The 25,132-nt window shown below is 40.1% G+C and carries 31 protein-coding genes and 1 pseudogene; 22 read left to right on the top strand and 10 right to left on the bottom strand.

Annotated features, from left to right (window positions below; all coding sequences use genetic code 11):
• Nucleotides 1-8: 8 nt before the first annotated feature.
• Nucleotides 9-842 carry an alpha/beta fold hydrolase gene (locus MUO14_RS20170; protein WP_244752316.1) on the bottom strand — a complete coding sequence of 278 codons (834 nt, stop codon included), beginning with the start codon at nt 840-842 and terminating at the stop codon, nt 9-11.
• 88 nt (nt 843-930) lie between these two features.
• On the opposite strand from MUO14_RS20170, the gene MUO14_RS20175 reads away from it, so the two are divergent.
• The gene (locus MUO14_RS20175) at nt 931-1,698 is read left to right on the top strand and encodes a cobalamin-binding protein (protein ID WP_244755705.1); all 768 of its coding nucleotides are present in this window, start codon (nt 931-933) and stop codon (nt 1,696-1,698) included.
• Nucleotides 1,699-1,710: 12 nt separating this feature from the next.
• Here MUO14_RS20175 and MUO14_RS20180 read toward each other — a convergent pair whose 3' ends face one another.
• Nucleotides 1,711-2,541 (bottom strand): MBL fold metallo-hydrolase, encoded by an 831-nt coding sequence (locus MUO14_RS20180; protein WP_244752317.1) that lies wholly within the window; start codon nt 2,539-2,541, stop codon nt 1,711-1,713.
• Between the two features lie 202 nt (nt 2,542-2,743).
• On the opposite strand from MUO14_RS20180, the gene MUO14_RS20185 reads away from it, so the two are divergent.
• Nucleotides 2,744-3,262, top strand: coding sequence for a GNAT family N-acetyltransferase (locus MUO14_RS20185; RefSeq protein ID WP_244752318.1), 519 nt, complete (start codon nt 2,744-2,746; stop codon nt 3,260-3,262).
• A gap of 37 nt (nt 3,263-3,299) precedes the next feature.
• On the opposite strand, the gene nhaC is transcribed toward MUO14_RS20185, so the two are convergent.
• Nucleotides 3,300-4,709, bottom strand: coding sequence for a Na+/H+ antiporter NhaC (nhaC, locus tag MUO14_RS20190; RefSeq protein ID WP_244752319.1), 1,410 nt, complete (start codon nt 4,707-4,709; stop codon nt 3,300-3,302).
• Nucleotides 4,710-5,114: 405 nt separating this feature from the next.
• On the opposite strand from nhaC, the gene MUO14_RS20195 reads away from it, so the two are divergent.
• The 4 genes from MUO14_RS20195 (at nt 5,115) to MUO14_RS20210 (ending at nt 7,217) form a co-directional block, all read left to right on the top strand.
• Complete coding sequence (locus MUO14_RS20195; protein WP_244752320.1) at nt 5,115-5,852, top strand: AzlC family ABC transporter permease; 738 nt, start codon at nt 5,115-5,117, stop codon at nt 5,850-5,852.
• Nucleotides 5,849-6,142, top strand: coding sequence for an AzlD domain-containing protein (locus MUO14_RS20200; protein WP_244752321.1), 294 nt, complete (start codon nt 5,849-5,851; stop codon nt 6,140-6,142). Before MUO14_RS20195 ends, MUO14_RS20200 begins: the two co-directional genes overlap by 4 nt.
• A 65-nt stretch (nt 6,143-6,207) precedes the next feature.
• On the top strand, nt 6,208-6,603 hold the full coding sequence (locus MUO14_RS20205; RefSeq protein WP_244752322.1) for a hypothetical protein: 396 nt from the start codon (nt 6,208-6,210) through the stop codon (nt 6,601-6,603).
• 80 nt (nt 6,604-6,683) lie between these two features.
• Nucleotides 6,684-7,217 (top strand): GNAT family N-acetyltransferase, encoded by a 534-nt coding sequence (locus MUO14_RS20210; RefSeq protein ID WP_244752323.1) that lies wholly within the window; start codon nt 6,684-6,686, stop codon nt 7,215-7,217.
• A gap of 26 nt (nt 7,218-7,243) precedes the next feature.
• Here MUO14_RS20210 and MUO14_RS20215 read toward each other — a convergent pair whose 3' ends face one another.
• Entirely contained in the window at nt 7,244-8,116 is an 873-nt protein-coding gene (locus MUO14_RS20215) for a cation diffusion facilitator family transporter (protein WP_244752324.1), read from the bottom strand.
• Between the two features lie 334 nt (nt 8,117-8,450).
• Here MUO14_RS20215 and MUO14_RS20220 point away from each other — a divergent pair, with 334 nt between their 5' ends.
• Nucleotides 8,451-8,687, top strand: a complete 237-nt coding sequence (locus MUO14_RS20220; protein WP_244752325.1) for an IDEAL domain-containing protein — start codon at nt 8,451-8,453, stop codon at nt 8,685-8,687.
• A gap of 145 nt (nt 8,688-8,832) precedes the next feature.
• Nucleotides 8,833-9,657, top strand: a complete 825-nt coding sequence (locus MUO14_RS20225; protein WP_244752326.1) for a M15 family metallopeptidase — start codon at nt 8,833-8,835, stop codon at nt 9,655-9,657.
• 36 nt (nt 9,658-9,693) lie between these two features.
• Here MUO14_RS20225 and MUO14_RS20230 read toward each other — a convergent pair whose 3' ends face one another.
• Nucleotides 9,694-10,314: an NAD(P)-dependent oxidoreductase gene (locus MUO14_RS20230; RefSeq protein ID WP_244752327.1), complete on the bottom strand. Its 621-nt coding sequence runs from the start codon at nt 10,312-10,314 to the stop codon at nt 9,694-9,696.
• A 111-nt stretch (nt 10,315-10,425) separates the two neighbouring features.
• Between MUO14_RS20230 and MUO14_RS20235 the strand changes: the two are divergent.
• Nucleotides 10,426-11,705, top strand: a pseudogene (locus MUO14_RS20235) (MFS transporter).
• 27 nt (nt 11,706-11,732) lie between these two features.
• On the opposite strand, the gene MUO14_RS20240 reads toward MUO14_RS20235, so the two are convergent.
• Nucleotides 11,733-12,650 (bottom strand): zinc dependent phospholipase C family protein, encoded by a 918-nt coding sequence (locus MUO14_RS20240; RefSeq protein WP_244752328.1) that lies wholly within the window; start codon nt 12,648-12,650, stop codon nt 11,733-11,735.
• Between the two features lie 315 nt (nt 12,651-12,965).
• Here MUO14_RS20240 and fumC point away from each other — a divergent pair, with 315 nt between their 5' ends.
• Nucleotides 12,966-14,357 carry a class II fumarate hydratase gene (gene fumC, locus MUO14_RS20245; protein WP_244752329.1) on the top strand — a complete coding sequence of 464 codons (1,392 nt, stop codon included), beginning with the start codon at nt 12,966-12,968 and terminating at the stop codon, nt 14,355-14,357.
• Nucleotides 14,358-14,669: 312 nt separating this feature from the next.
• Nucleotides 14,670-14,873, top strand: coding sequence for an alpha/beta-type small acid-soluble spore protein (locus tag MUO14_RS20250; RefSeq protein ID WP_244752330.1), 204 nt, complete (start codon nt 14,670-14,672; stop codon nt 14,871-14,873).
• Between the two features lie 102 nt (nt 14,874-14,975).
• On the opposite strand, the gene MUO14_RS20255 is transcribed toward MUO14_RS20250, so the two are convergent.
• On the bottom strand, nt 14,976-16,076 hold the full coding sequence (locus MUO14_RS20255; RefSeq protein WP_244752331.1) for an ABC transporter ATP-binding protein: 1,101 nt from the start codon (nt 16,074-16,076) through the stop codon (nt 14,976-14,978).
• Between the two features lie 125 nt (nt 16,077-16,201).
• Entirely contained in the window at nt 16,202-17,101 is a 900-nt protein-coding gene (locus MUO14_RS20260; RefSeq protein ID WP_244752332.1) for a PucR family transcriptional regulator, read from the bottom strand.
• Nucleotides 17,102-17,218: 117 nt separating this feature from the next.
• On the opposite strand from MUO14_RS20260, the gene MUO14_RS20265 reads away from it, so the two are divergent.
• Entirely contained in the window at nt 17,219-17,500 is a 282-nt protein-coding gene (locus tag MUO14_RS20265; RefSeq protein ID WP_244752333.1) for a metal-sensing transcriptional repressor, read from the top strand.
• A 76-nt stretch (nt 17,501-17,576) separates the two neighbouring features.
• Here MUO14_RS20265 and MUO14_RS20270 read toward each other — a convergent pair whose 3' ends face one another.
• Nucleotides 17,577-17,777: a hypothetical protein gene (locus MUO14_RS20270; RefSeq protein ID WP_244752334.1), complete on the bottom strand. Its 201-nt coding sequence runs from the start codon at nt 17,775-17,777 to the stop codon at nt 17,577-17,579.
• A gap of 131 nt (nt 17,778-17,908) precedes the next feature.
• On the opposite strand from MUO14_RS20270, the gene MUO14_RS20275 reads away from it, so the two are divergent.
• From MUO14_RS20275 to MUO14_RS20285, 4 genes are all read left to right on the top strand, one after another.
• A complete protein-coding gene (locus tag MUO14_RS20275; RefSeq protein WP_255822137.1) occupies nt 17,909-18,760 on the top strand; it encodes a DUF445 domain-containing protein in 852 nt (283 codons plus the stop codon).
• A complete protein-coding gene (locus tag MUO14_RS24425; protein ID WP_255822138.1) occupies nt 18,745-19,044 on the top strand; it encodes a DUF445 domain-containing protein in 300 nt (99 codons plus the stop codon). Before MUO14_RS20275 ends, MUO14_RS24425 begins: the two co-directional genes overlap by 16 nt.
• A gap of 84 nt (nt 19,045-19,128) precedes the next feature.
• A complete protein-coding gene (locus tag MUO14_RS20280) occupies nt 19,129-19,488 on the top strand; it encodes a YlbF/YmcA family competence regulator (protein WP_244752335.1) in 360 nt (119 codons plus the stop codon).
• A gap of 219 nt (nt 19,489-19,707) precedes the next feature.
• Nucleotides 19,708-20,478 carry an enoyl-CoA hydratase gene (locus MUO14_RS20285; protein ID WP_244752336.1) on the top strand — a complete coding sequence of 257 codons (771 nt, stop codon included), beginning with the start codon at nt 19,708-19,710 and terminating at the stop codon, nt 20,476-20,478.
• Nucleotides 20,479-20,512: 34 nt separating this feature from the next.
• Here MUO14_RS20285 and MUO14_RS20290 read toward each other — a convergent pair whose 3' ends face one another.
• Nucleotides 20,513-20,698 (bottom strand): YhzD family protein, encoded by a 186-nt coding sequence (locus MUO14_RS20290; protein WP_244752337.1) that lies wholly within the window; start codon nt 20,696-20,698, stop codon nt 20,513-20,515.
• A 148-nt stretch (nt 20,699-20,846) separates the two neighbouring features.
• Here MUO14_RS20290 and MUO14_RS20295 point away from each other — a divergent pair, with 148 nt between their 5' ends.
• The 6 genes from MUO14_RS20295 to MUO14_RS20320 all read left to right on the top strand — a co-directional run bounded on the left by MUO14_RS20295 (nt 20,847) and on the right by MUO14_RS20320 (nt 24,864).
• Nucleotides 20,847-21,746, top strand: coding sequence for an ABC transporter ATP-binding protein (locus tag MUO14_RS20295; protein ID WP_244752338.1), 900 nt, complete (start codon nt 20,847-20,849; stop codon nt 21,744-21,746).
• Entirely contained in the window at nt 21,739-22,986 is a 1,248-nt protein-coding gene (locus MUO14_RS20300) for an ABC transporter permease (protein ID WP_244752339.1), read from the top strand. The genes MUO14_RS20295 and MUO14_RS20300 overlap by 8 nt, the downstream gene beginning before the upstream one ends.
• A 421-nt stretch (nt 22,987-23,407) precedes the next feature.
• The gene (locus MUO14_RS20305) at nt 23,408-23,887 is read left to right on the top strand and encodes a GyrI-like domain-containing protein (protein WP_244752340.1); all 480 of its coding nucleotides are present in this window, start codon (nt 23,408-23,410) and stop codon (nt 23,885-23,887) included.
• A 174-nt stretch (nt 23,888-24,061) separates the two neighbouring features.
• Nucleotides 24,062-24,232, top strand: coding sequence for a hypothetical protein (locus MUO14_RS20310; protein WP_244752341.1), 171 nt, complete (start codon nt 24,062-24,064; stop codon nt 24,230-24,232).
• Nucleotides 24,222-24,470 carry a type II toxin-antitoxin system PemK/MazF family toxin gene (locus MUO14_RS20315; RefSeq protein ID WP_244752342.1) on the top strand — a complete coding sequence of 83 codons (249 nt, stop codon included), beginning with the start codon at nt 24,222-24,224 and terminating at the stop codon, nt 24,468-24,470. Before MUO14_RS20310 ends, MUO14_RS20315 begins: the two co-directional genes overlap by 11 nt.
• A gap of 181 nt (nt 24,471-24,651) precedes the next feature.
• A complete protein-coding gene (locus tag MUO14_RS20320; protein ID WP_244752343.1) occupies nt 24,652-24,864 on the top strand; it encodes a hypothetical protein in 213 nt (70 codons plus the stop codon).
• Nucleotides 24,865-25,132 lie beyond the last annotated feature (268 nt).

Raw genomic sequence — 25,132 nt, forward strand, 5'->3', positions numbered from 1 at the left:
TTTATTTTTCATTGTTTGAGAAATTCTAATCGTTTGTTCCACACATTTTGGGCACTTCGACCAATCCAAATTAAATGACTATCTGACTTCACATCATAAATTTCACACGATGGGACAGTTGATTGAAGCAGAAGGGCTTGTGAATAGGGAACGCTTTTGTCCTTATGTGAGTACATCCCAAGTACAGGTGCTTGAATTTTACTCATGTCAGGTATGCCTTGATTGATATCAAGTGAAAATCCTTTTCCTGATTGAGCCGTAGCCAGCATATCAAATATAAATCTACGATCGTTTGGTGAAAGCTGATCATAGAAGTTCTCCACATTTTCTGTAGTCAGTGCCCCAAGCATTTGTTTTATGACCATATCTGGCATAACTCTTAATAATGTTTTAACACTCCTCCAAAAGACCCTCTCACTAGGACCAAACAACATTTTTGCCTGTCTTTTAGAGCCAGCCTCCCAAGGTGCTGTTACAGCAGATTCCATAATTAGCTTTTCTACTCTTTCGGGGTGGTGAACGGCTAATGCGATCCCAGTTGGACCAGCTGCCGAAACGGCAATGACGGACACTTTATTTATCCCTAAATGATTTAAGACTTCTATAACAGTATCTGCAAATACCTCAGTACTTGGTCCTGTAGATCTGTCTGTTTTATCATAGCCAGGCCGTGAGATCGTTAATAACGAATAGCCTTCATAGATTAAACTGCTATGGGATAAATCAGTATCTCTTGTACAATGTCCACCTTTGAAAAGAAGGATGGTTGGGCCGTTACCCTCGTATGAATACTCTACGATTCCTTTTGCTGTATCTAATAATGTGGCGGCCACGTGTTTCATCCCTTTCTTAACTTTTTTCTTACCCTAAATATAAGCTATAATGGAATAAAATGAAACATCAGAGGATTCTGAAAAAAGGAGTGGTCGTATTCGAATTGTGTCGATTTGTCCTAGTAACACTGAAATTGTCGCGTATTTAGGGAAAGAAGAAATGTTGGTTGGTGTCGACAATTATTCTGATTTTCCCAAACAAGTGAACCAGTTACCTAAGCTTGGTCCGGATTTATCAATTGATATCGATAAGGTAGCAGCATTAAAACCAGATCTTGTTCTTGCCTCGTTGAGCGTCCCTGGAATGGAGAAGAATATTGAGGGCTTGGATGAGCATAACCTGCCTTACATTATTCTAGATCCCGGTACTCTTGAAGAAATTGCTGCAGATATAGAAAAAGTGGGTGCGGCCTTAGGTTTGACGGAGTTAGGCAAAGAGAAGGCGAACGAGTTCTTAACTGAAATTGAAACCTATCGCCAGCGAAGTGCAAATGTAGTAGAGAAGCCAAGCCTGTATTGGGAGTGGTGGCCCAAACCGATTTTTACACCTGGTAAAGGGAACTGGTTAACTGAAATAAGCGAGTTAGCCGGCGGGGTAAATCTCTATGCTGGGGAGCCGGAAGCAAGTGTCCAGACTGATTGGGATGATGTTAGAGAAAGAGATCCAGATCAAATTTGTATGGTGTGGGTCGGGGTAAAAGAAGAAAAAATGAATCCGGATCTTTTAAAGAAAAGACCCGGATGGTTAGACATGAAAGCCATCAAAGAAGATAGAATCCATGTGCTTGAGGAATCATTGTATTGTAGACCCAGCCCAAGATTGCTTGAAGGCTTGAGAAAGTTATACACGGTACTTAAAACTTAAACGTTGAAGAATTTAGTGCGGCTTGTCTTGGTGAACAGGGATAGCATAGTCTTTAAAATTCATGGCTAACTGTGTGAGCTGTTCCTGCATGAGCTCCCCTTCCATAGGGAGCCCATGCCCAGAGAGAATCGTCTTAGGATTCAGGCGGGCAATTTTTTTAGCAGACTGCTCAGCTGCATGCCAATCGTGGGTGAAATAGGCTGGAGGCCCATGAATGTGTTGGCTTTGAATAAAAACAGCCATGCTCGATTCTTGTTTTACCGTAATGACAGCATCGCCTGCGACTAATGTGCGGTCATGGTCACGAAATAGCGATACATGACCGGGAGTATGCCCAGGTGTGTGGACAATCCGCCATTCTTTTAAATGGGGAACAGATCCATCTTTAGGTAACGGTTGAACCCATTTACTTAAATTGATTGGGTCTCTTGGGAAAAAGGGTGATAGCAGTGAAAACATACCCCCACCTATAGCTGAATTGGCAACAGGATACGATTTTTCTCCCGTAATAAAGGGCATTTCAAGCGGATGAGCATAAATAGGAACATTCCAATGTTTGGCTAATTCCTTTGCTGATCCAATATGATCAAAATGTCCATGAGTAAGAATAATCGCTTTAGGAGGATGTGTTCCAAATCGTTTTTCAGCGGCTTCAATTATCCGTTTAGAGTAATGATTCACACCGCAATCGATTAACACCCAGTTTTCCGTATCTTTTTTACCGATAAAAATAACATTCGCGATTAATGTTCTATAAAAGGCTAAATCATCTAAGACTTGTTCAGCCTCTGCATGGGCCATGTGCCAGCCATCGTCCATCAAAGGCTGCTGTTCTTTATCCATAAACACCGCTCCTTTTTTTATAGTTTGTTTTTACTTGAGCGGTTCTATTCATATCAAGGTTTGGAATGGGAGGGATAGTGTCTAGCTGCGAGGGTCAGACTTTCGCGACATAAGCAGTTCACTTCCGTGAAGAAAAATCACTTCACTGCAGTGCTCTGCTTATGCGTTTCAGGTCTAACCGACCCTCTACGCTTTTCTACGTATGAGAATTAGAAAGGCAAACCATGGTGATGCAGCAGCGATTGCTAAAATAAGTGTGGATACATGGAGAGCTACTTATAAGGGAATCGTTTCACAGGCGTTTTTGGATCAGATGTCCTATCAAGAACGAACGAATAAATGGAAACAGAAGCTAATCGACCCAAAGATGTTCAGCTATATAGCGGAAACGGAAAAAGGGGAGGCAGTGGGATATGCAAATGGCGGAGGGTTAAGAGGAGAGGGGGCAGAAAAGCTAGCGGAATTATATGCGATTTACATTTTACCTAATTACCAGAGGAGCGGATTAGGGAAGCAGCTGCTCAAACCGGTTGTACAAACATGTGTCGATCATTCATTTGAGCAGATGGTTGTATGGGTGCTTGAAGGAAACAAGGCAGTTTTATTTTACAAGGCTCTCGGTGCTGAAAAATATGATCAAGATACGATAGAACTTGCTGGTGAAACGTTGAATTTATTTGGATATAGGTTTAAAGACCTCAAGGCTTTACTAGACAGTTAACATAAACAAAAGCAGACCACTAATGCGGTCTGTTTGGTTAATTGATATTTTTCAAGGAAGACTTGTTCTCAGCTGATTTGGGGGTTAACGTTTTTCCAGTGATTCCAAATAAAATCGTTAGGATAGGAGAGAGCAAGCAGAAAAAGGCAAATGGAAGATACTCAATGACCGGTACACCCAGAACCCCTGATAGGAAAACGCCGCAAACACTCCATGGAACGAGCGGATTGATAACTGTTCCTGCATCCTCAAGTGTTCTCGACAAGTTTTTTCTAGCTAACTGTGCCTTTTCATACATATCCTGATAAGCTTCACCAGTTAATAAGATAGATAAATATTGTTCCCCTACTGCGATGTTGACCCCGATGGCAGTTAGAGCCGTAGAAACTATAATGGATCGCGCCGACTGTAGGGAGTGTTGGATACGGTTTAGAATGGCCGGAATCACTCCTGTTACAAAGAAAAGTCCACCTAAAGCCAATGCTAAGAGCACGAGTGAGACCGTAAATAACATTCCATTCATACCGCCTCTTGTTAATAGCTCATTTACCGCCTGGTTACTCGTTTCGCCTGTGTACCCATTGAACCATATTCCCCACAGGTTTCCCCATGGAAGGATGCCTCTGACCCCAGCAATCCCAGTTGCTGTCAGGCTGGTAACCGTGAGTGAAAGAAAGGCAGGGACTTTAAACAGGGTGAAAATAACAAGAACACCCAACGGAATCCACGAGCTCCAGTGCATCAAATTTGAGGCTATTAATCCATCTTGAAAGGTAGATAATTCTCCGCCTGACATATTTTGTGAAGGCGACAGAATAGCAAAAAGGATAAAGCTTATGACAAAAGCCGGAATTGTCGTCCATGACATATTTTTAATATGATCAAATAAATCTACTTTTACGACAGTAGAGGCCAAGTTTGTTGTATCAGACAACGGGGACATCTTATCACCGAAAAATGCGCCAGATACGACAGATCCTGCCGTGATGGCCAGGGAAATATCAGTAGATTGAGCGACACCTATCATCGCTACACCTACTGTTGCGGCAGTTGTAAACGAGCTGCCTAGAGCAATTCCAACCACCGCTGTTATCGTAAAAGTTATCGCATAGAACCAGGGACCTCCTGCAATAAGAAAGGATGCATCCATGAGCACAGGGATGGTTCCACTGGCCATCCAACTTGAAATAAGGATGCCAATGAGAAAAAATAGCAAAACAGCGGCCATTCCTGTTTGCGCTCCTTGAATCATTCCATTTTGCAGCTGGTTAAAGGACATCTTTTTAACTAACCCGTATGCAAGCATCACCATAATGCCTAATAGGATTGGTACATGTGGAACACTTTGTAAATGAATAATAAAATAGCTGATCATGCCAATAATTCCAATGAGTAAGAAGATTGATTCTAGCACCTTAGGCAAGTGCTTCGGTTGTAAATGAAGCATTAATGGTTCCTCCTAAAAACTACTCTCGGTGGAGTGGATATATATAGTGTGGTTTTTTACTTAAACGCTTTTAAGTGGTGAAGTATATTGATACTATATGCTAGAAGAAAGGATAATGTCAACATATTCATGAATCTGCTTACTGTAAATGAAAGTCAGCAGGTATTAGGTAAGAATCCTATTTCAGTGATGTCAGAATCGTCGGGAATTTGGACAGAATCTTTTTATATTTGGAACGAATCTTATGATTTAAGTTAGAATCTTTCCTCCTTTGGTCAGAATCACTACAGGTTTAATAAGAATCCTCAATTCGGGTCAAGAATTACAAATCTAAAAAATAGGTCCCTTTCTTCTTATAACTTAATTGTGTATAATAGTGGAAATTTACAGACAGGGGATAGGACTATGCAGTCACAAATCGCGGGAGCATCACAAGGTTCAAATCGGTTACATATGATCAGACGCGGCACCATAGCAGGCTTTCCTATCATGTTAGGGTATTTGCCCGTGTCTTTAACATATGGTGTATTGGCCGGGCAATCAGGAATGACTAATATGGAACTTACCCTAATGAGTGTCCTAGTATTTGCGGGTGCTGCTCAGTTTTTGGCTGTAAGTATGGTGGCTGCCGGGACAGGGGCCGTGGAAATTATTATCGCTACATTTGTCCTGAATTTTCGTCATTTCGTAATGAGTCTATCCTTTATGAACCGATTGAGAAATATAGCACTTAAAGCTAAAATTCCACTTTCCTTAGGCTTAACCGATGAAACATTCACCGTGTCTACTTTATATCGAAAAGAGGCAAAGGAAACCCATGGCTCATGGTTTTATGCTGCTTTAATTTTAACCGCTTATTTCTCATGGGTAGGAGGTTCATATCTCGGAGGTGTATTAGGCGATGTGATGCCGTCTAGGCTTAGTGAGAGTATGGGAATTGCCTTATATGCGATGTTTATTGGTTTGTTAATCCCATCGATTAGAAAACATTATCGTATTGCGATTATTGCAGTGTTAGCGATGATCATCAATTTCCTATGTCAATGGTGGGGGATGAATCAAGGTTGGGCGATCGTTCTCGGTACGCTTATTGGTGGTCTAAGTGGTATATGGGTATTAGCTGATGAGGAGGAGGAACTATGATGATATGGATAATCATCGGCATGGCTGTTGTAACAGCGATCCCACGTTTTCTTCCGGCGTTCATTATTAATCAGGCCAAGTTTCCTAAGTGGGTTGATCGCTGGTTAAATGCAATTCCCTATGCTGCTTTAGGGGCACTGATTTTCCCCGGGATAGTAAGTGTGAAGCCTGAGGCCCCACAAATTGGTGTGATAGCCGCCCTATTTGCCATATTATTAGCTTGGTTGAATGTGAATATTATTGGCGTTGTTCTTGGTGCAATCGTAGCTGTCTTTTTGATGACTCTGTAGGCAGCACGCCGTGGGTGTTTATGCATAACGTATAAGGAAACTTATAGAAAGGAATTGATCGCGTTATGCAAAGACAATTCGGCTTACCATGGGGTCCTGGACAGAGTGGCCCGGGTCAAGGCGGTCAAGGTGGATTCCCTGGGGTTGGACCTCCGCAAGGGCCTCCGCCACAGGGCTCACCTCAAGGTTTCCCACCAGGACCTCCTCCAGGTGGAGGCCAGGATCCATCGCCTGATTTTCAAGGGTTTGGGGGACCAAGTATTCAAGCTGTCGATCCAGGTGCCATGTTTGGATGTTTATATAACTTTACTAGGGTCCGTTTAAATAATGGACGGAGATTTTGGTTTTACCCAGTATTCATTGGACGTACATCTGTAGCAGGCTACCGCTGGCGACCGAACCGCTATAGCTGGGAATACTTCGGGATTGATACAGATCGTATTTCAAGTTTTCGATGCTAGAAAACAAATGGTGCCACAGGCGTGGTGCCATTTTTTCTGCTAAACTATAGATATAAGTGAGTAAAAAGGAGAGAAGAGAAATGACCCGTGTTCGAATGGCTCGATTTGAAGATGCAAAAGATATTGCTACTATTCACATTCAAAGCTGGAAGTCTACATATAAGGATTTAATTGATGAAAAGGATATGAGTAATATAACTATTGAGAATCGAATTGTTCTTTGGGAAACCGTTTTACGGACGCCGGTTAATGGTCAAATTGCTTATGTCATTGAAAATGAACAACAAAAAGTCGTAGGTTTTGTGTCTGGAGGAAAGGAGCGTACAAAGAATTATGGGTATGATGGTGAGATTTATGCGATCTATTTATTAGATGCTTATCAACGAAAAGGATATGGAAGTACGCTTGTCGCTTCTTTCGCAAATGCCATGAAGGAGGCCGGGTATCGCTCCTTATTAGTTTGGGTGCTGACGCGTAACCCATCAGGAAACTTTTATGGCAGATTAGGAGCTGAACCTGTCGAAGCAGAGGAAGTAACAATCGGTCAAGGAACATATGAGGAAACAGCCTATGGATGGAAAAGTATTGATCTGTTACTACAGCGTTTTTCATAAGCTAAAGCCTTCCTCGTTGGAAGGCTTTACTCTTTTTCATAGGGTTCAATATGAATATGTGCATAATAAATTCGCATTTCCTTTTCAAGAATGACCTCTACCTCGTCAGTAATCTCATGGGCCTCTTGTATGGTCAACTCAGGATTTACAAGGATCGTCGCATCCACCAAAACTTGATTGCCTTGCAAACGTGCTTTTACATCTTTAACGGTCCAAACAGAGGAGTGGCTGGCTATATGTTTTCGGATGTCTTTAATTTCCTGCTCATCAAAGCCATCGCTTAACGTATGACTAGACTCTCTGAAAATATCCCAGGCTGTTTTACAAATGATTAACCCCACAACTAATCCAGCTAATGGATCAAGCCAATAAACCCCTAATTGGGCTCCAAATATACCTACAGCAGCTCCAATACTTACGAGGGCATCTGAACGGTTATCTTGTGCAGCAGCATAAAGTGCCTGGCTTTTCACGCTGTTAGCTAGGGAAAGGTTGTAGCGATACACACCAAACATGACTGCAGATGCAACGATAGCCGTCAAGCCGGTTAACAGCGCAGGTTCGCTTTGCTGTCCGTTCATAATATCTCCAAACGCACCTACGATCACCTCAATACCTACTGTCATCATGATAAAGGCAGCTACTAAAGAGGCAATGGTTTCAGCCCGGAAATGTCCGTAGTGATGATCTTTATCTGGCGGTTTGCGTGATATTTTTAAGCCGATTAGAACCGCTATAGAAGCAATAACATCTGTTGTATTGTTAAGTCCATCCGCTCGTAAAGCTTCCGATTGTCCTATGGAGGCTATAATCAGTTTTGCAGCAGCTAGAATTAAATAAGCAATGATGCTTACCCAAGCCCCTTTTTGCCCACGTTTTAAATTTTCATATTCTCCCATAATGAGATCCTCCGATTCGAGTCTTACCTACAGCATGGTTTAGCTTACCAAAGTCAATTGCATTAAGTCTATAGAAAAAAAACTACCCTACTTCACATAGCTTGGAAGCGGTAAGCTTCTTTGCCTAGAGTAAACATTTTAATATTCACAGTCTAGCCATATTTTAAAGGAATATTGTTGAAAAACTGTTCATAAAACGGAACAAGTTTTAAAAGGCGGAATAGAGGTTTATTTTTTTGAAAAAGGGGAATTATATAACTAAATATTCAGAAAAGTTATTGCGAAATCACTTGAAATCCTGCATAATGAAAAAAAGCAATTAGGGGGTATTCTCATGAGAAAGCAAAAGGTGATATACGTATTGCGTCGCGACCCTGGTTTTAGAAATCGTGAAATTACAGCCAAAAGAGAACTGTCCTTCGGGATTCAATTAGCCTCAAGACTGCTTCTAGATCAACTAAGCTTCCAATTTAATAAAGAACGTTTAGACAAACAAATTAATTCAGCCATCGATAACAATGACCGAGAAGAATTCGATCGCTTGAGTGAACAATATCAGTTCTATACGTAGGAATAGATGAGAAAAGTGCCACTTGAATAGGTGGCGCTTTTTTTGTAAATGTAATCGGCCATTTTAATAATCTATCCTTTATACATTTGCTTCCTAAAAATGTTATAGTGTTAATGAAATTATAGGGTTAGGAAGGTATGACAATATGAAATGGAAGTCTATCATAATCGGTATGGGTTTAAGTCTCATACTTACAGGATGTTCATGGGGGCAATCGTCAAACAGCTCCAGTCAAGAAACAGAGACGCCAGATGTTGAACAAGAACAGTCCGGTGAGCAAAAAGAAAAAACGGAGAATTCTGAGCAACAGAATGAGCAAGAAGAAAATCTTCCAGCGGCTCAAGAAAAAGAATCGGAAAAGAAAGATAGTGATGGATTAACGATTGTAAATGAACCGAAAAGTATTCAAGTCGTGGTTAATAAACAAAGAAAATTACCTGAAGGGTACAAACCACCTGATCTCGTTGTGCCGGATGTTCCTTTTTACTTTAATGAGTTTCATCCTAAAAAGCAAATGCGGGAAGAGGCGGCACATGCACTTGAAGCGTTATTTGCAGGAGCTAAAAAGAATGGAATCGATTTGGTTGCTGCTTCAGGCTACCGCTCTTATGAAAGACAGAAGAGTATTTATGAACAAAACGTTGCTGAGCGTGGAGAAGAGGAAGCAAATCAGTTCTCTGCAAAACCTGGCACAAGTGAGCATCAGACAGGACTTGCTATGGATGTCACCTCTGCCCAAGTGGCCTTTAAGCTGAAACAGTCGTTTCGTCAAACCAATGAGGGAGAGTGGCTTGCCAATCATGCACATGAATATGGATTTGTTATTCGCTATTTAGAAGGGAAATCTGATATTACCGGTTATTCCTATGAACCATGGCATTTAAGATATGTAGGAAAAGATATATCTACAAATATACACAATCAAGGAGAAACCCTCGAAGAATTCTTTGGATTACATCCATCTTCTTAAACGATCGAAAAAGGAGCCTACGTTAAAGGCTCTTTTTTAATCGCTTAATCCAACTCTTAAATGGGGGAATCTGGGCGTTTTGATTTCCTGAAAAGCAAACTGAGCCGTGTCGCCCACGGTTATTTTTTTACCGCCTTCAGGTAAGAAGTTTTGTTCATAACGGACGCGCCCTTCTGCTTCTCCATCAGGTAAGTACGTGGGGCATAAAATCGTCCAAGAAAGACTAGATTGTGATAATGTCTTAAAAACCGATAAATGCTCCTCGGCTGCAAAGGTAAGACGCCGCTTTGATTCATTTGTTTCGAATCTGAATTTGTTTTCTTCGAATCGGCTGTTTAAAATGCCAGCTGTTCCAATTGTGATTATACGTTCGACCTGATGCTTTTTCATTAATTGAATCATAATCGGAATCGCCTTGGATAATGTATCAGTTTTGTCTGTACCAAGCGCACTAAAGACTAGCTCACAGTCTCGTAGAGTTGCTTCAACATCCTTACTTTTTGTAACATCTCCTTTGATTAGGTTGGCTTCTGGGATGATTTGTTCAGCTCTCTTTATATCTCTTACATGAGCGTTTACTTCTATGTTTTCCCTGACGGCCATGTTTACGACACGACTGCCGACTCTGCCTGTCGCGCCAAATACAGCTAGTTTCATTAACGGCACCTCTTTTTAGAATTTTTTTGAAAGTTTGAACTACACTCATGTTGTCTTTGATACACTGAATTATACAGCCGTTTTTACAAAGGTTCGAGGGGGAGGAAAGCGATGAGAAAGAAACCTGTCTTAAGCTGGATGCTGTATGACTTTGGAAACTCTGCCTTTGCAACGACAATTATGGCTGCTGTTTTGCCAGTATTTTATTATGATGTAGCAGCCAAAGGAGTAGATCAAACCCTTGCGACCAGCTACTGGGGTATTCCCAATCCATCGCTGTGTTAATCGTCGCTATCCTTGCACCAATCCTCGGAGCTATAAGTGATTACTCTGCAGCAAAGAAAAAGTTCTTAATGTTTTTTGCTTTTATGGGGATGATTGCAAGTGTCCTTTTGGCCTTCGTCGGCGAAGGAGATTATTTATTAGCTTCATTACTCCTGATTATCGGTACGATAGGCTTCTCGGGTGGAAATGCTTTTTATGATGCTTTTTTGCCGGAAGTTTCTGATGAAAAAACGATTGATAAGGTGTCCGCCAGAGGGTTTGCTTTTGGCTACATTGGCGGCGGCGTGCTTCTAGCTATTAACTTGATGATGATTTTAAATTATCAATGGTTTGGGCTTCCAAACAGTCTCGTTGCCTCACAGCTCTCTTTTGTTTCCGTCGGCATATGGTGGTTGATTTTCTCGATTCCGCTTTTTAAAAATGTGAAAGAAGAGAAAAAGCTACAACCTAAACGAACAGAGTCTTACGCCAAAATTGGTTTTAAACGGGTCGGACGAACATTTAGGGAGCTTAATCAATTCAAGCAGCTGCTTGTTTTTCTATTAGCATTTTGGCTATATAATGATGGGATTTCAACAATTATTAAAATGGCTACCATTTATGGCCGGGATATAGGAATTGATAGCAACTCGCTTATCATAGCTTTATTAATCACTCAGTTTGTCGGCATACCATTTGCATTTTTATTTGGGTTTTTGGCCGATAAAATTACTGCCAAGCGTGCACTTACACTGGCATTATACATTTATTTAGCCATCGTTGCTTTAGGCTACTTTATGACGACAGCCTTGCACTTTTATATATTAGCTATTTGTGTAGGAATGGTTCAAGGTGGAGCACAATCGTTAAGTCGATCTATTTTTGGGAGAATGGTGCCAGCTGATCGACAGGCGGAGTTTTATGGTTTTTATGGAATATCATCTAAGTTTGCGGCCATCTTTGGTCCATTTGCCTTTGCCTTAGTTGGTCAGTTAACGGGTTCGAGCCGTCTTGGTATATTATCACTGCTTATCTTTTTTATAGGTGGTATTATCCTATTGAGATTTGTTGATGTCGAAAAAGGGGCGAAAGAGGCCCAGGAGCATACAACAGTTGTTAGAACGTGAAAAGCAGAGGTGAAGCCTCTGCTTTTGTTACACGATTGGATAAGTATAGTGATTTTTCAAACGGAGGGAGAGCGGTTTTCCCGTGTCATAGGAAAGATCACCGATTTGATCTGCGATATTATCGATCAATCCTTCATTAGAACTGCCCCAATAGAACAAAATAGGTTCTATTATTGAACAGGCGTCTTGATAAGCAGTCTTATATAAATCAATAAATGAGGCATGTGACGGCTCACCTGTTGCAGAATGCCTCCATTCCTTTCTATTTTCGTTTAAGTAATCGAACTCTTCTTTGATTGGTCGATGAGAAAACGATGAAACCACAGATCCTAATAAATCATTCTTCCAGCCCTTAGGGTCAAATAATAGCCGCTGAGCAAGAGTGATATCCATCAATGATTTCACTACATAATTCGATGGAACGGACGAAGTTAGTTCTGGAAACAATGTATAGATGTCCTGTTCCAGCCATCGAGCTATTTGTTCTGCCTCTTTTTTATTCAATTGTACCTGTTTGTGAACAGGAGTTTTCCATGGTTTTAGCTGGCGGTACTTCTCGAGCATAAGCGTATCAATGATCACTTCAAGCTCTTGGTGTTTATGTCCTTGATAACCAGAGTAATAATGAATGTAAGGATGGGTGACTCTGTCAAGAATGTGGTGACTGACAAATCCTAAAATATAGGCCTGGGATCGATTTTTCACATGTTTCCCACGCTTGATCATGTTCATTAAAAAAGCACCACATTGTTCAGTATGCAGCTTCATGCCGACATCATTTACTCCATAGTCGCTAAGCTTAGGCCAGAAATTATAGTAGAAAAAAGGGTCAGGTCCCTGAGCTCCCATATTTAAAAATCGCCCCGAAGTATTGATAATATCCTCTCTTTGAAGTTCATTACATACATCTTGAGCAAACAGAATATGTGTCCATATGTTTGGCATACACTCACCTCTTTTATCTTTATTATAACGCAAAAAAGAGCCACTCCCATGGCTCTTTTTCCACATTAATTACCCAATGGAGAAGATCAAGCAAAAACAGGAGAACTATCCATCCCTCCTTCAAGGTTATGGAGTCTGTCTTTGCCTCCTTTCCACCTAATAAGTATGATCATACACTATAATCAGAATAATGTAAATAATTAGATAATATATTTGTTTGATATTCGACAGATGACTCGAATCAAGTTAATGAATGTTTATGAGAAAATTGATACAATTGAAAAGGATGTTCACAATAGATAAAGGAGGATCATCATGGATTATCGTATTGAAAAAGATACATTAGGTGAAATAAAAGTACCAAGTGACAAGTATTGGGCGGCACAGACACAAAGAAGTAAAGAAAATTTTCCAATTGGAAATGAAAAAATGCCAACAGAAGTGATCGAAGGTTTTGCTATTCTGAAGAAAAGTGCAGCGAGGGCAAATTTTGAACTTGGGTTGCTTGAAGGAGATAAAGCGGAGGCGATTGGCCATGCAGCTGACCTGATTCTCGCGGGTGAATTGGAAGATCATTTTCCACTGGTAGTTTGGCAAACAGGAAGCGGTACGCAATCTAACATGAACGTCAATGAAGTTATTGCTTATGTTGGAAACGAGTGGCTAAAACAGCAAGGCAAAGAAACGCGCCTGCACCCAAATGATGATGTCAACAAATCACAAAGCTCTAATGATACATATCCAACAGCTATGCATATTGCATCGGTTAGAAAGCTTGAGGATGTGTTACTGCCGGCATTAACTAAATTGAAGGATACGCTAGAAGAAAAGATGAAAGCATTTAATGAAATCGTTAAAATTGGCCGAACGCACCTTCAAGATGCGACACCATTAACACTAGGACAAGAAATAAGCGGCTGGCATCGTATGCTTGAAAAGACTGAAAACATGCTTATAGATAGTACAAACTACGTAAGAGAGCTTGCGATTGGCGGTACGGCTGTAGGGACAGGTTTAAATGCACACATTGATTTTTCGGAACAAGTCGTCACAAAAGTTAATGAAGAGACGAGCAAACATTTTATTTCTGCTCCTAATAAGTTTCATGCTTTAACATCACACGATGAGCTTGTCCATACACATGGGGCAATGAAAGCATTGGCCGCTGATGTGATGAAAATTGCTAATGATGTCAGATGGTTAGCTAGCGGACCACGATCTGGAATCGGTGAAATTACTATTCCTGCTAATGAACCAGGCAGCTCAATTATGCCAGGTAAAGTAAATCCAACCCAAAGCGAAGCGATTACAATGGTAGCTGCTCAGGTGATGGGGAACGATGCAACAATCGGATTTGCAGCAAGTCAGGGTAACTTTGAGCTTAATGTATTTAAGCCAGTTATTGCTTATAACTTCTTACAATCAGCGCAACTGCTTGCTGATAGTATGATTTCCTTTAATGATCGTTGTGTAGTAGGGATTGAACCGAATCATGAACAAATTGAAAAATATTTACGTGATTCGCTGATGTTGGTTACGGCGTTGAATCCGCATATTGGGTATGAAAATGCAGCTAAAATTGCGAAGACAGCTTTTGAAAAAGATCAATCACTGAAGGAAACGGCTGTTGAAATGGGGATTCTTACAGAAGGCCAGTTTGATGAATATGTTGATCCCAAGGCGATGACGAAGCCTAACGCCAAGTAAAAATTCACTATTAGAGGCTCACCAAATGATCAACGGCTCGGTTTTTCCGGTCCTCATGTATGAAGGCATACGGCTTTCTGTCCGTCAAAACTTTTGCGCTTCGACCTTCTTGCGACGCGCAAGGAGCGTGTTCGTGTCGACTTTATCACGGGTTTTTTGACGACGTTCTCACTGGTCAATTTTTTTGAACACACACTATTAGGTCTGTTTTTCACCACCTGAAAAATTTCCGTTTATTGGAATGAAATTTTTGTGATAAAAATGAGAGTACGTGCTCATACTACTATTACACACAACAGGAGGTGAGAAACAATGGCTAACAACAACAGTTCAAATGAGTTAGTAGTACCTGGTGTACAACAAGCTCTAAACCAAATGAAAACTGAAATTGCATCAGAATTCGGAGTACAACTTGGTGCTGACACTACTTCCCGTGCTAACGGTTCTGTAGGTGGAGAAATCACTAAGCGTCTTGTATCAATGGCTGAACAACAGTTCGGTGGACAACAAAAATAATAAATAATTTGACAAAGGAGAAAGGGTGCGCCCTTTCTCCTTTTTTATCTTTTAAAAAAAGCCGTAAGCTATTCATAGCTTACGGCTTTGATAACGTTAATATTAGCGAATGCGTTGTTCTGTATCTTTATCGAAAAAGTGAACTTTGTTCATATCGATAGCAAGCTCGATTTCATCGCCGCCATTGATTTCGGTTCGTGCATCAACACGGGCAATAAACTCTTGGTCGCCAACTTTAGAATAAAGGTAAGATTCGGCACCCATCAGTTCAGCTACTTCAATATAGGCAGTGATTTTCTTATCCTGGTTGGCGTCAATAAACACGGGTTCATCATGCATGTCTTCAGGTCTCACACCTAAAATAACTTCTTTTCCTATATAATCCTGTTCACGCAACGGCTTCAACTTGCCATCAGGTACAGCAATTTTAATATCGTTGCCTAGTTCGATATGGTTCTCGCGAAGCGTTCCATTAAAGAAGTTCATGGCTGGGGAGCCAATAAAGCCACCAACAAAGACATTTTCAGGTTTATCATAAACTTCTTTAGGAGCCCCGACCTGCTGGATCAGACCATCCTTCATAACAACAAGACGGGTGGCCATTGTCATAGCTTCAGTTTGGTCGTGTGTTACATAAATAGTTGTAGTTTGCAGACGTTGGTGTAATTTTTGAATTTCAGCTCTCATCTGTACACGTAATTTCGCATCTAGGTTGGATAGTGGCTCATCCATAAGAAATACTTTGGCATCACGTACGATTGCACGGCCAAGGGCTACACGCTGGCGCTGGCCGCCAGAAAGGGCTTTAGGCTTACGGTCTAATAAAGCTTCAAGTCCAAGAATGTTTGCAGCATTGTCTACTCGTTGTTTAATTTCCTGTTTATCCATTTTACGAAGTTTAAGTCCGAATGCCATATTGTCATAAACGTTCATATGCGGGTACAAGGCATAGTTTTGGAAAACCATTGCAATATCACGATCTTTAGGAGCCACATCATTCATACGCTTCTCATCAATGATGAAATCGCCATTGGTGATTTCTTCTAGTCCAGCGATCATTCTAAGTGTTGTAGACTTCCCACACCCTGAAGGTCCAACGAACACGATAAATTCCTTATCATTAATATGTAAATTAAAGTCATCCACAGCTTTTACTTTTTTGTCATACACCTTTTCGATGTTGTTTAGTTTTAACTCCGCCATTAGTAAAGCCTCCCTGTTAAAAATTGAAATCGCTTTCTTTTATATGTCCTAAGTTTATCGCAAGAAATAGGGCAGGGTAAATGGACAAAGTGCACAAAGAACTCCATGAGTCTTTGTGCACTTTGTTATCGGTCCAATTCCATTAATGTAAGGTACGTGATGACAGCCCCTTGAAATTGCTTAATATCAACGCCTGTTTTTTCGATGAATTTATCTACTCGATATTGCAAACTGTTTCTATGCATATAAAGCCTTTTTGCAGCGAGTGTAACATTTGACCCGGCTTCGAGGAAGACGCGAATGGTTTGCAATAATTCCCTATCTGCTTGGACACTAGCCAATAATCCATGAGAAATCAGTGCTCGTTCTTCCACGGGCATTGATTCAATATAAAGAAAAGGGATAACATCTTGGAAAGTGATAACCGGACCGATACGATGCTTCATGGAGATGTAGAAGCATTTTTTCGCCCACTGAAACAACCTTGGCGCTTCACCTATGTTTTCTGCAAAGTCACTGATATAGAAGTGGATTTTTGTGTAGAAATCACTCATTAATACATCAATAATTGTTTGAAAAGAAATAGTCTCCTGTCCTTCTTCCATCATTTCTTCGATGATTACGCCTTCATGATTATTTTCCCAAACCAGCGGCATTACTTTTGGAAACAAAGATTGAAGAGCTTGTTGAAAGGGATCAAGCTCAAGTGACTTGTTCGTCAATGAGAAAAATACAAACCTATATCTTTGTGGCTGTGGATCTAAAGTTAGTTCATCTGACTGCTCGCGAATAAACTTGATCCAGTCACGTTCACGATCTGTTTCCGTTACGTCCTTGCTTTCGATGGGGGTGAGGAATAAATGAAGAAGTTGGCTCTCCCTTTTGTTAAAATCAGATTTTAATATGCCAACGATTTCGTCATCAGGCGTTTGAAAGAATTGGAATTGTTCTGACGGCTTTTGTTCCCCTTGATTAATGACAATTAAAGAAGGATAGAGCTGCTTAAGTTGATCGATTTTAGTCATAGTACCTTCCTTTTTGTAAAAATATCTACTATCATAGTAATATAAACCATCATTTCAGCAAACACTCAGTTAGGATATAATCGTCTTTATTTAGATGGAAATGGGGAGGGAAAGCAAATGGATCAAGTGAAAGAAAGGGATCAGTACGGCCAAGAAACAAAAAACCGTTTGAAACGAATTGAGGGACAAGTGCGTGGTGTCCTTAAAATGATGGAAGAGGAAAAGGAATGTAAGGAAGTTGTCACCCAACTTTCAGCAGCTCGATCTGCAATGGATCGCGCGATCGGATATATTGTTGCAAGAAATTTAGAATCGAGTATTAAACAATCGCAAGAAGACGGCGAATCTTCTGAAGAACAGATAGAGGAAGCGGTCCGCATGATTGTGAAAAGCCGCTAACCTGTCATGCTGCGGCCCATTTCAACGGGAGCAGCACAGCAGAGTTTATTTTACGATAAACATTTCAGAAGACGCTCTAATCCGCTGGGCGCCTTCTGTGGGATTCGTTTTCTTGTTTTGGTATTGGATGGGTTTCACCAATCTGATTATCACCAGAAGCAGGAAGCGGTCCTCCTCCTGCCATACCCTCATTTATCATTCGGTCCACATCGAGTTCTAATTGTTTTTTACCCTCTGGATTATAACCTTTTTTCTTTTTCACTTTTTTCACCTCCATGTTTAACTTTCCCCTTAGGAACAGAATCACTAAGCCAATTATTGGAGTTAATCCCCACTAGGTGAGATTGGCATCACCGCAGCAAGTCATATATAATTGGAACAGTTCTATGACTGAAATGAGGGTAAGAAATGAATGCATTTGTGTTGATTCTATTTATGATGTTGATTGGAGCTGCCATTGGTGGTGTGACAAACCATCTGGCTATTAAAATGCTTTTTCGTCCATATAAAGCGATTAAGATCGGCAAGTTTCAGCTTCCATTCACACCAGGGTTGATCCCTAAACGGCGTGAAGAACTGTCTCGTCAGTTAGGTGAAATGGTTGTGAATCATTTATTAACGGCGGATGGACTAAGACGGAAAATTAACGGTCAGGGTTTTGAAAACCAACTGACCACGTTTGCTCAGGAAGAAGTAGAAAAACTGTTGAGCAAAGAGGAAACCATACAGGAGTTCTTGAAATCCTTAGACATTGACCTGAATAAAGATCTGCTGAGAGAATCCGTATCTCTTTGGGTAGAAGAACGGTACGAATTAATGATGAGCCACACAAGAGAGCAAAGAGTAGGAGACATACTCTCAGATCATTGGAAAAGTAAAATAGAGGCAGGTGCTGATCAATTTGCTGTCTATATTCAAGATCGAATTAAAATGTATCTGGATAGTCACGAGGGAAAAGAAAGAATTGCTGCCCTCATAGATGATTATTTGGACAATCAGGGATTCCTAGGAAACATGATCGCTTCCTTTATGGGATCGGAAAGACTCATCGATCGCGTGCACCCCGTACTTATTAAATATGTTTCGGCACAAGAGGCTACGGATTGGTTACAAACGATGATCCAGACAGAAATAACAAAGGCATTAGACCAACCAGTTAAAGATTTCGAAGAGAAAATAGGTAAGGAAACAATTGCTAACACACTTGGGAAGGCTGTTGGTCAGGCAATCCCCTTGAGGAGTGGATGTCCCGCTCGATAGCAGATTGGACGAAACCGCTGCATTCAAAAATTATTCTTGATGTTGTCCCGGTGATGGTACCTAAATTCACGGATATGTTGTCTTCAAGAATAGACCGGATGATGACGTCAATGAATCTATCCGGGATTGTGGAAGAACAGGTCGCTTCCTTTCCTGTTGAACGGTTAGAAGAAATAGTACTCGGTATTTCAAAACGAGAATTTAAAATGATCACGTATTTAGGGGCACTTCTAGGTGGAATGATCGGAGTGATCCAGGGGATTATTGTGCTGATTCTCGGATAACCGTCTATTCCTATACATGGACTAGCTTGTTTGTTATAGTGGGGAAGGAGTTACTAACTCAATTCTAGGAGGTACATTTAATTTATGGCTAATATTTATGATCACGCATATGATCTTGAAAAAGCAATTCGCAACAGTGAAGAATTCACAGGACTAAAAGAAGCATATGAAGCGGTAATGAGCGAAGAATCTGCTAAGAAGATGTTCGAAGACTTCCGTCAAACACAAGTTACTCTTCAACAGAAGCAAATGCAAGGGGAAGAAATTAGCGAAGAAGAAGTGGAACAAGCACGTCAAGTGGTTGAGCTTGTCCAACAGCATCCGCAAATTTCTAAGCTGATGGAAGAAGAACAGCGTTTGAACACAGTAATTAATGACGTAAGCAAAATTATTACGAAGCCTCTTGAAGAGCTTTACGGTAATCCTGAAGAACCACAGCAATAATAGTAAAAAAAGTCGTCCTAATAGGCGGCTTTTTTATTTTAACTCTATGAATAAAGGTTGTTGTTCTCGATATTAAGACCGTAGACAGGGATCGTTATCCGCGGACGAACCGTGAGGCTCCTCGTTCGTCCCTTCTTCATTAATTTTGTTTTTTTGAAGGAATTATTAAGATATAGGCGAATTTTTACATGAAAGAACATTTTGCAAAGGGGGATAGCCATGCGCTTTTTTCAAATAGAGCCAAAGGGTAATGTCATCCACTTACGCCTGAATCGCGGCGAAAAATATAACGCTTTACATGTCGAAATGCTTCAGGAATTTGCTGAAGCTGTTACAGTCGTTAAGGAGCATAAAGCACAAGTAGTTGTTATATCTGGAACGGGGCAAGGATTTTGTGCCGGCGGTGATTTAAAGATGATGAAAGAAATTGGTGATTCTAAGATCTATGAACAGGTGATGAATGATATTGAGACGGTCGTGACAACCATTTATAACATGCCTAAGGTTGTGATTGCTGCCTTGCATGGGCCTGTGGTTGGTTTAGGTCTAAGTATTGCGCTTGCTGCTGACTATATTATGGCAGACGCCAATGCTCGTATTTCAATGAATTTCATCGGTATCGGACTTGTTCCTGACGGGGGTGGACATTTTTTCTTAGAACAGCGGCTTGGTGTTCATCATGCTAAACATCTTACCTGGCAAGGACAAGAAATGAGAGCGAAGGAAGCCTTTGATCATAAGCTAGTAGACATTGTTGTTGCAAGAAATATTCATGAGGAAGCTGACCAATTAGCATGGACGTGGAGTCAAAGACCACTGAAATCAATGATTGCAACAAAGGAGATTTATCATCAATATAAAATCGATCAACTTTTGCAATACATGGCAAAAGAAAGACAAGCCCAATGGACGCTTCGAACATCAGAGGATCATAAAGAAGGCGTATCAGCCTTTTTAGAAAAACGTAAACCTGACTTTAACGGGAATTGAAAAAGTCGCGTGGGAGCGCGACTTTTAATTGTGATTACCTGTGGAATAAAACAAGATGGCCTTCAGGGGCTACACAGCGATGGGTATATTCTTGATATCCTTGCTCATCAAGCTTGCCCTCCCCAATCTTCTTTGCTTCTGAATCATTTTCAGCCTCAAATGAATCATCTAATACATTTGTTCCATCTTTTTCGAATACAGTTAGAAAGTATTTCTTCATTATTACCCCTCCAAGAACAGTCTCCTTAATTAATTTGTTATATGGGCTCGATATTCCTGCTTGATTTTATTTTTTTGTAAGAGTAACAAATTTATGAAACTACTTTTAGGGATGATTCGTATATTTAAAGGGAAAAGGAGGAAGTAACATGACGCTACGACTGAACAATGTTACAAAAAAGTTTGGATCGCACGTTGCGGTCAATCACTTATCAATCGAAATACCAGAAAAGCAAATATTTGGATTTCTGGGGGCGAACGGTGCGGGTAAAACGACAACTTTTAGAATGATACTTGGATTATTACAAGAAACTGAGGGGTCGATTTCTTGGAATGATGGGAACATTGGGTATGACCAAAGTCACCTAATTGGCTATTTACCTGAGGAGAGAGGACTTTATCCTAAAATGAAGGTCCGTGACCAGCTTGTCTATTTAGCAAAGCTTCGTGGTATGAGTAAACCAGATTCACTAAGGGAGTTAGATTATTGGCTGGAGCGTTTTAAAGTCCCTGATTACAAGACGAAAAAAGTGGAGGAGCTCTCCAAAGGTAATCAGCAAAAAATACAATTTATATCTGCCGTATTACATAAGCCGAAGCTGTTAATCCTGGATGAACCTTTTTCGGGTCTTGATCCTGTCAATGTTGAAATGCTGAAAGAAGCGGTGGTCGATTTGAAAGAATCTGGCATGTCGATTGTGTTTTCGTCTCACAGGATGGAACATGTGGAAGAATTGTGTGAGAATTTATGCATTCTTCACCATGGATCTCCTGTTGTTCACGGGCAATTAAAAGACATCAAGCGCTCATTTGGAAAGAAAAATGTCCACGTAAAAGCAGATTTTAATATGCAATTTTTGAAGGATATCCCTGGTGTAACCAAGTACAAAGCATTTGGAGAAGGCTGTGAATTGCAAGTGGAAACTGAAGAAATATCCCAAAAGATTTTTGCTGAATTAAATGGACGTGGTTTCGTTCGTACTTTTAATTTGGAAGAACCTTCTTTGAACGATATTTTTATCGAGAAAGTAGGTGCCTCTTATGTATAAGTTCTTTATCATGGTAGGTCATACTTTTACAAATCGAGTAAAAACCAAATCCTTTCTAATTACAACGCTTGTGACGTTAGCACTGATAATAGCGGTAACCAATATTCAAACCATTATTGATACATTCAGCGGCGAGGATAAGACTGATCGGGTGGCTGTTATAACGGATAATGAAGAATGGTTCCAGACCCTTGAAGAAACAGCTGCAATTAATGATTCCTTTGAAGTAGAGACGTATGACAAATCTTTAGATGAAGCGAAAGAAGCGGTGGAAAAAGGCACCTATCAATCCGTAGTTGAAATTACTACAGGTGAGAGCAACTTGCCAGAAGCCACTTATTATGCTAATGAAATTGCTTCAGCTGAAAATAGTGATCAAATTAAACAAGCTTTGCAGCAAATTAAAGTAGGGATTGCTACAGAGGAGGCAGGTGTGGATCAAGTCACATTACAGCAAATATCATCCCCTGTAGCATTTGAAACGGTATCATTGGAGGAAAGTGCAAAATCTGAAGAAGAACTAGCACAAACACGTGGATTAGTTTATGTCATGCTATTCCTGCTCTATATGTCTGTAATTATGTATGGCAGTATGATCGCAACTGAGGTTGCTACAGAAAAATCGAGTAGAGTAATGGAAATTTTAATCTCGAGCGTATCACCTGTATCACAAATGTTTGCCAAAATTATTGGCATTGCTTTGGTCGGGATGTTGCAATTTTGTTTAATTTTGATAGTCGGTTATTTTGGGGTTACCCAAAATGGTGGAGAAGGGTCGCTGATGGCGGGGTTCGGATTAACTAATATTCAAGGCTCGATCATTGCCTATGCTGTTTTATTCTTCATCCTTGGTTATTTGCTTTATGCGACGCTTGCAGCAACACTTGGGTCGCTAGTTAGTCGATTAGAGGATGCACAGCAAATGATTGCACCGATGATTTATTTAATCTTAGCGGCCTTCTTTATTTCTGTATTTGGATTGAACGCTCCTGAGTCCACCTTCGTAACGGTTTCGTCCTATTTTCCATTCTTTTCACCACTCATCATGTTTTTACGAGTGGGAATGTTGGATATTCCAGTTTGGGAAGTCATTCTTTCGGTTGGAGTACTCGTCGCCTCCATAGCCATCCTTGCATGGTTTGGTGCCCGGATCTATAGCGGTGGTGTTCTTCTTTATGGGAAATCATCATCTTTTAAAGATATTAAAAAAGCAATGCAGTTATCGAAAAAAGAAAAGTGATTGATTAACAGAAGTCTTCATCCCTCAAAAGGGATGAAGACTTTTTGTATCGAAAGGTATTCTGGCAACACCCACTATTGCATCTTTAAAGCAATGTTTATCCGTTTGTAAAAGAAGTTGCACCGTCTTGAAAAAGATGAACTGTTGTATGTAGATATAAGATAAAGAATGATTTATAAAGTTTTGGTCAAAAATTTCTACTGTGGTAATTCAAGATTTTTTTGTTCCGCGAACGGGCATTATCTGTAAGACTTGAATTCGAGATCATTTTAAAAATATACAGGGCACTAGCTTCAGATCGCGAACAGCGAATCAAACTAAATAAAGCTTTGAGAAAAGGAGGGGAAAATCTCCTCTTGTAGAAATAGATATTTAAAAGCATGTTATAAAACCAAATGTTCATGAAAAGGAGAATAAAGGTATGGAAGAAACTTCGCCCATCACATTAAATGGTGTAAGAGAAGTTGATGAAAAGAAATTAGTCGGTTTTTGTGTGCTTTGCAATGATACTGCGGGTTATGGCCAAGAGATTCCTAAAGCATTTATGACATTAGAACGACGTAAAGATGAAATTAAACAACTAGTTGAGCCAGTTAAGCTTATCGGATCATTTAAAGCTTCAGAGACTTCAAAAGAAGAGGATGGCTACTGGGTTTGTTATGAAGTCCATGATTTTGAGGAGATTCCTGAGAGGATGGTTAGTCTAGTTGTCCCTTCACAGAAGTATGGAGTTCTAAACTTTAAAGGACAATCCTCAGAAATTTATAAGGTATATACTTATTTGCACCAATGGATTGGGGAGAATGGATATAATAGAGTACCTGATAAGTGGACATTAGAAATTTATTCGAAATGGACTGAATATGAAGATAATGTGGATCTATGTGATCCTATTTTTTAGCAGGTTTTTGGTAGGTGCATCAGGAAGATGCGCGGTAAACGGAAGGCGCAGATAGGAGGAGAGTTAAAATGGTAAAAAGTCCAATTAAAAACAAAATTAACCCGGTGTTTATTCCCGTTTATGTTGACGGGAGTATAAGTTATAATATGAGTGTAGTTTAATGGGGTACATGATATGTCTATTCCAGATAAAATTATCAAGGAAATTGACATGTTGAGTGAGGCAGAAGGGCAAAAGGTACTTGATACAATTAAAGAAAAATATATGTCTAAGGATGTTATCTTACTAAGTGAAAATTATGCCTGGTGGGATAATGAGGAGGATGACATCTATAATGAGCAGTAGGATGAAACAGGGTGATGTTTGGTTGGCAGATGTCCTTTTTAAAGGTACTCGTCAAACTAAGCAGCGCCCTGTTATTATTGTCGGAAATGCACTGGACGTGGATGTCATTATTGCTCCAGTTACTAGTCAAAAGCCCAGAAATCAATTTGATGTTGTTTTGGAGTATTGGAATGAAGCTGGATTGTTAAAGCCATCTGTGGCACGTACTTCAAAAAAATATTTCTGTGCATGGATCTGAATTAAAACGCCATATAGGTGTATTACATAAGCATGATCTTGAACGAGTACTTCATATGTGCAGGAATTTATTTTAGCAGAGTAATATCTCTGTCCTATTCAATTAAAGGGCGCGTTTATCGAATAACGCGCCCTTTTGTAGGATTGTCTAAGATAGGAGTCGTTTAGTGGGGGTGTTATTTATGGAAAGAGATACAGAAAAGCAAATATTAGAGGAATTAAAAAACATAAATCAATCTTTAGAGGATATTAAAGAAAAGAACAATGATATAGAGTCGTCTCCAATAATTTTTGATATTGTAAAGTCTCTACTGATAGGGATTCTAATCGTAGGTCCCGCCATTGCAGTTGTGATGGTGATTTTTCAAATTTTAATTAGTTGGATGTTCAATTAAAGAGGCGCAAGAGCCGAAGATCATTAAACTAATCGACAGCCATTCCTAACTGAAGGAAATAAGGAGATAATCAATGGATTTTAAATATGTAGAAGTCGAGGTATTACTGCCAGAAGATTATATAGTGAAGCTGAGAGACGATGGGTAGTATATTTACGATGTTATCTCTTGGATCAGGATTTGTTGTTAAATTATTATCTTCAAAACGCCGGCTGAAGCATTCTTAATTTATTTTGTTATCAGGCACGGTTCACTAATAGCTTGATTT

The organism is Halobacillus shinanisalinarum, from assembly GCF_022919835.1.
Taxonomy (GTDB): domain Bacteria; phylum Bacillota; class Bacilli; order Bacillales; family Halobacillaceae; genus Halobacillus_A; species Halobacillus_A shinanisalinarum.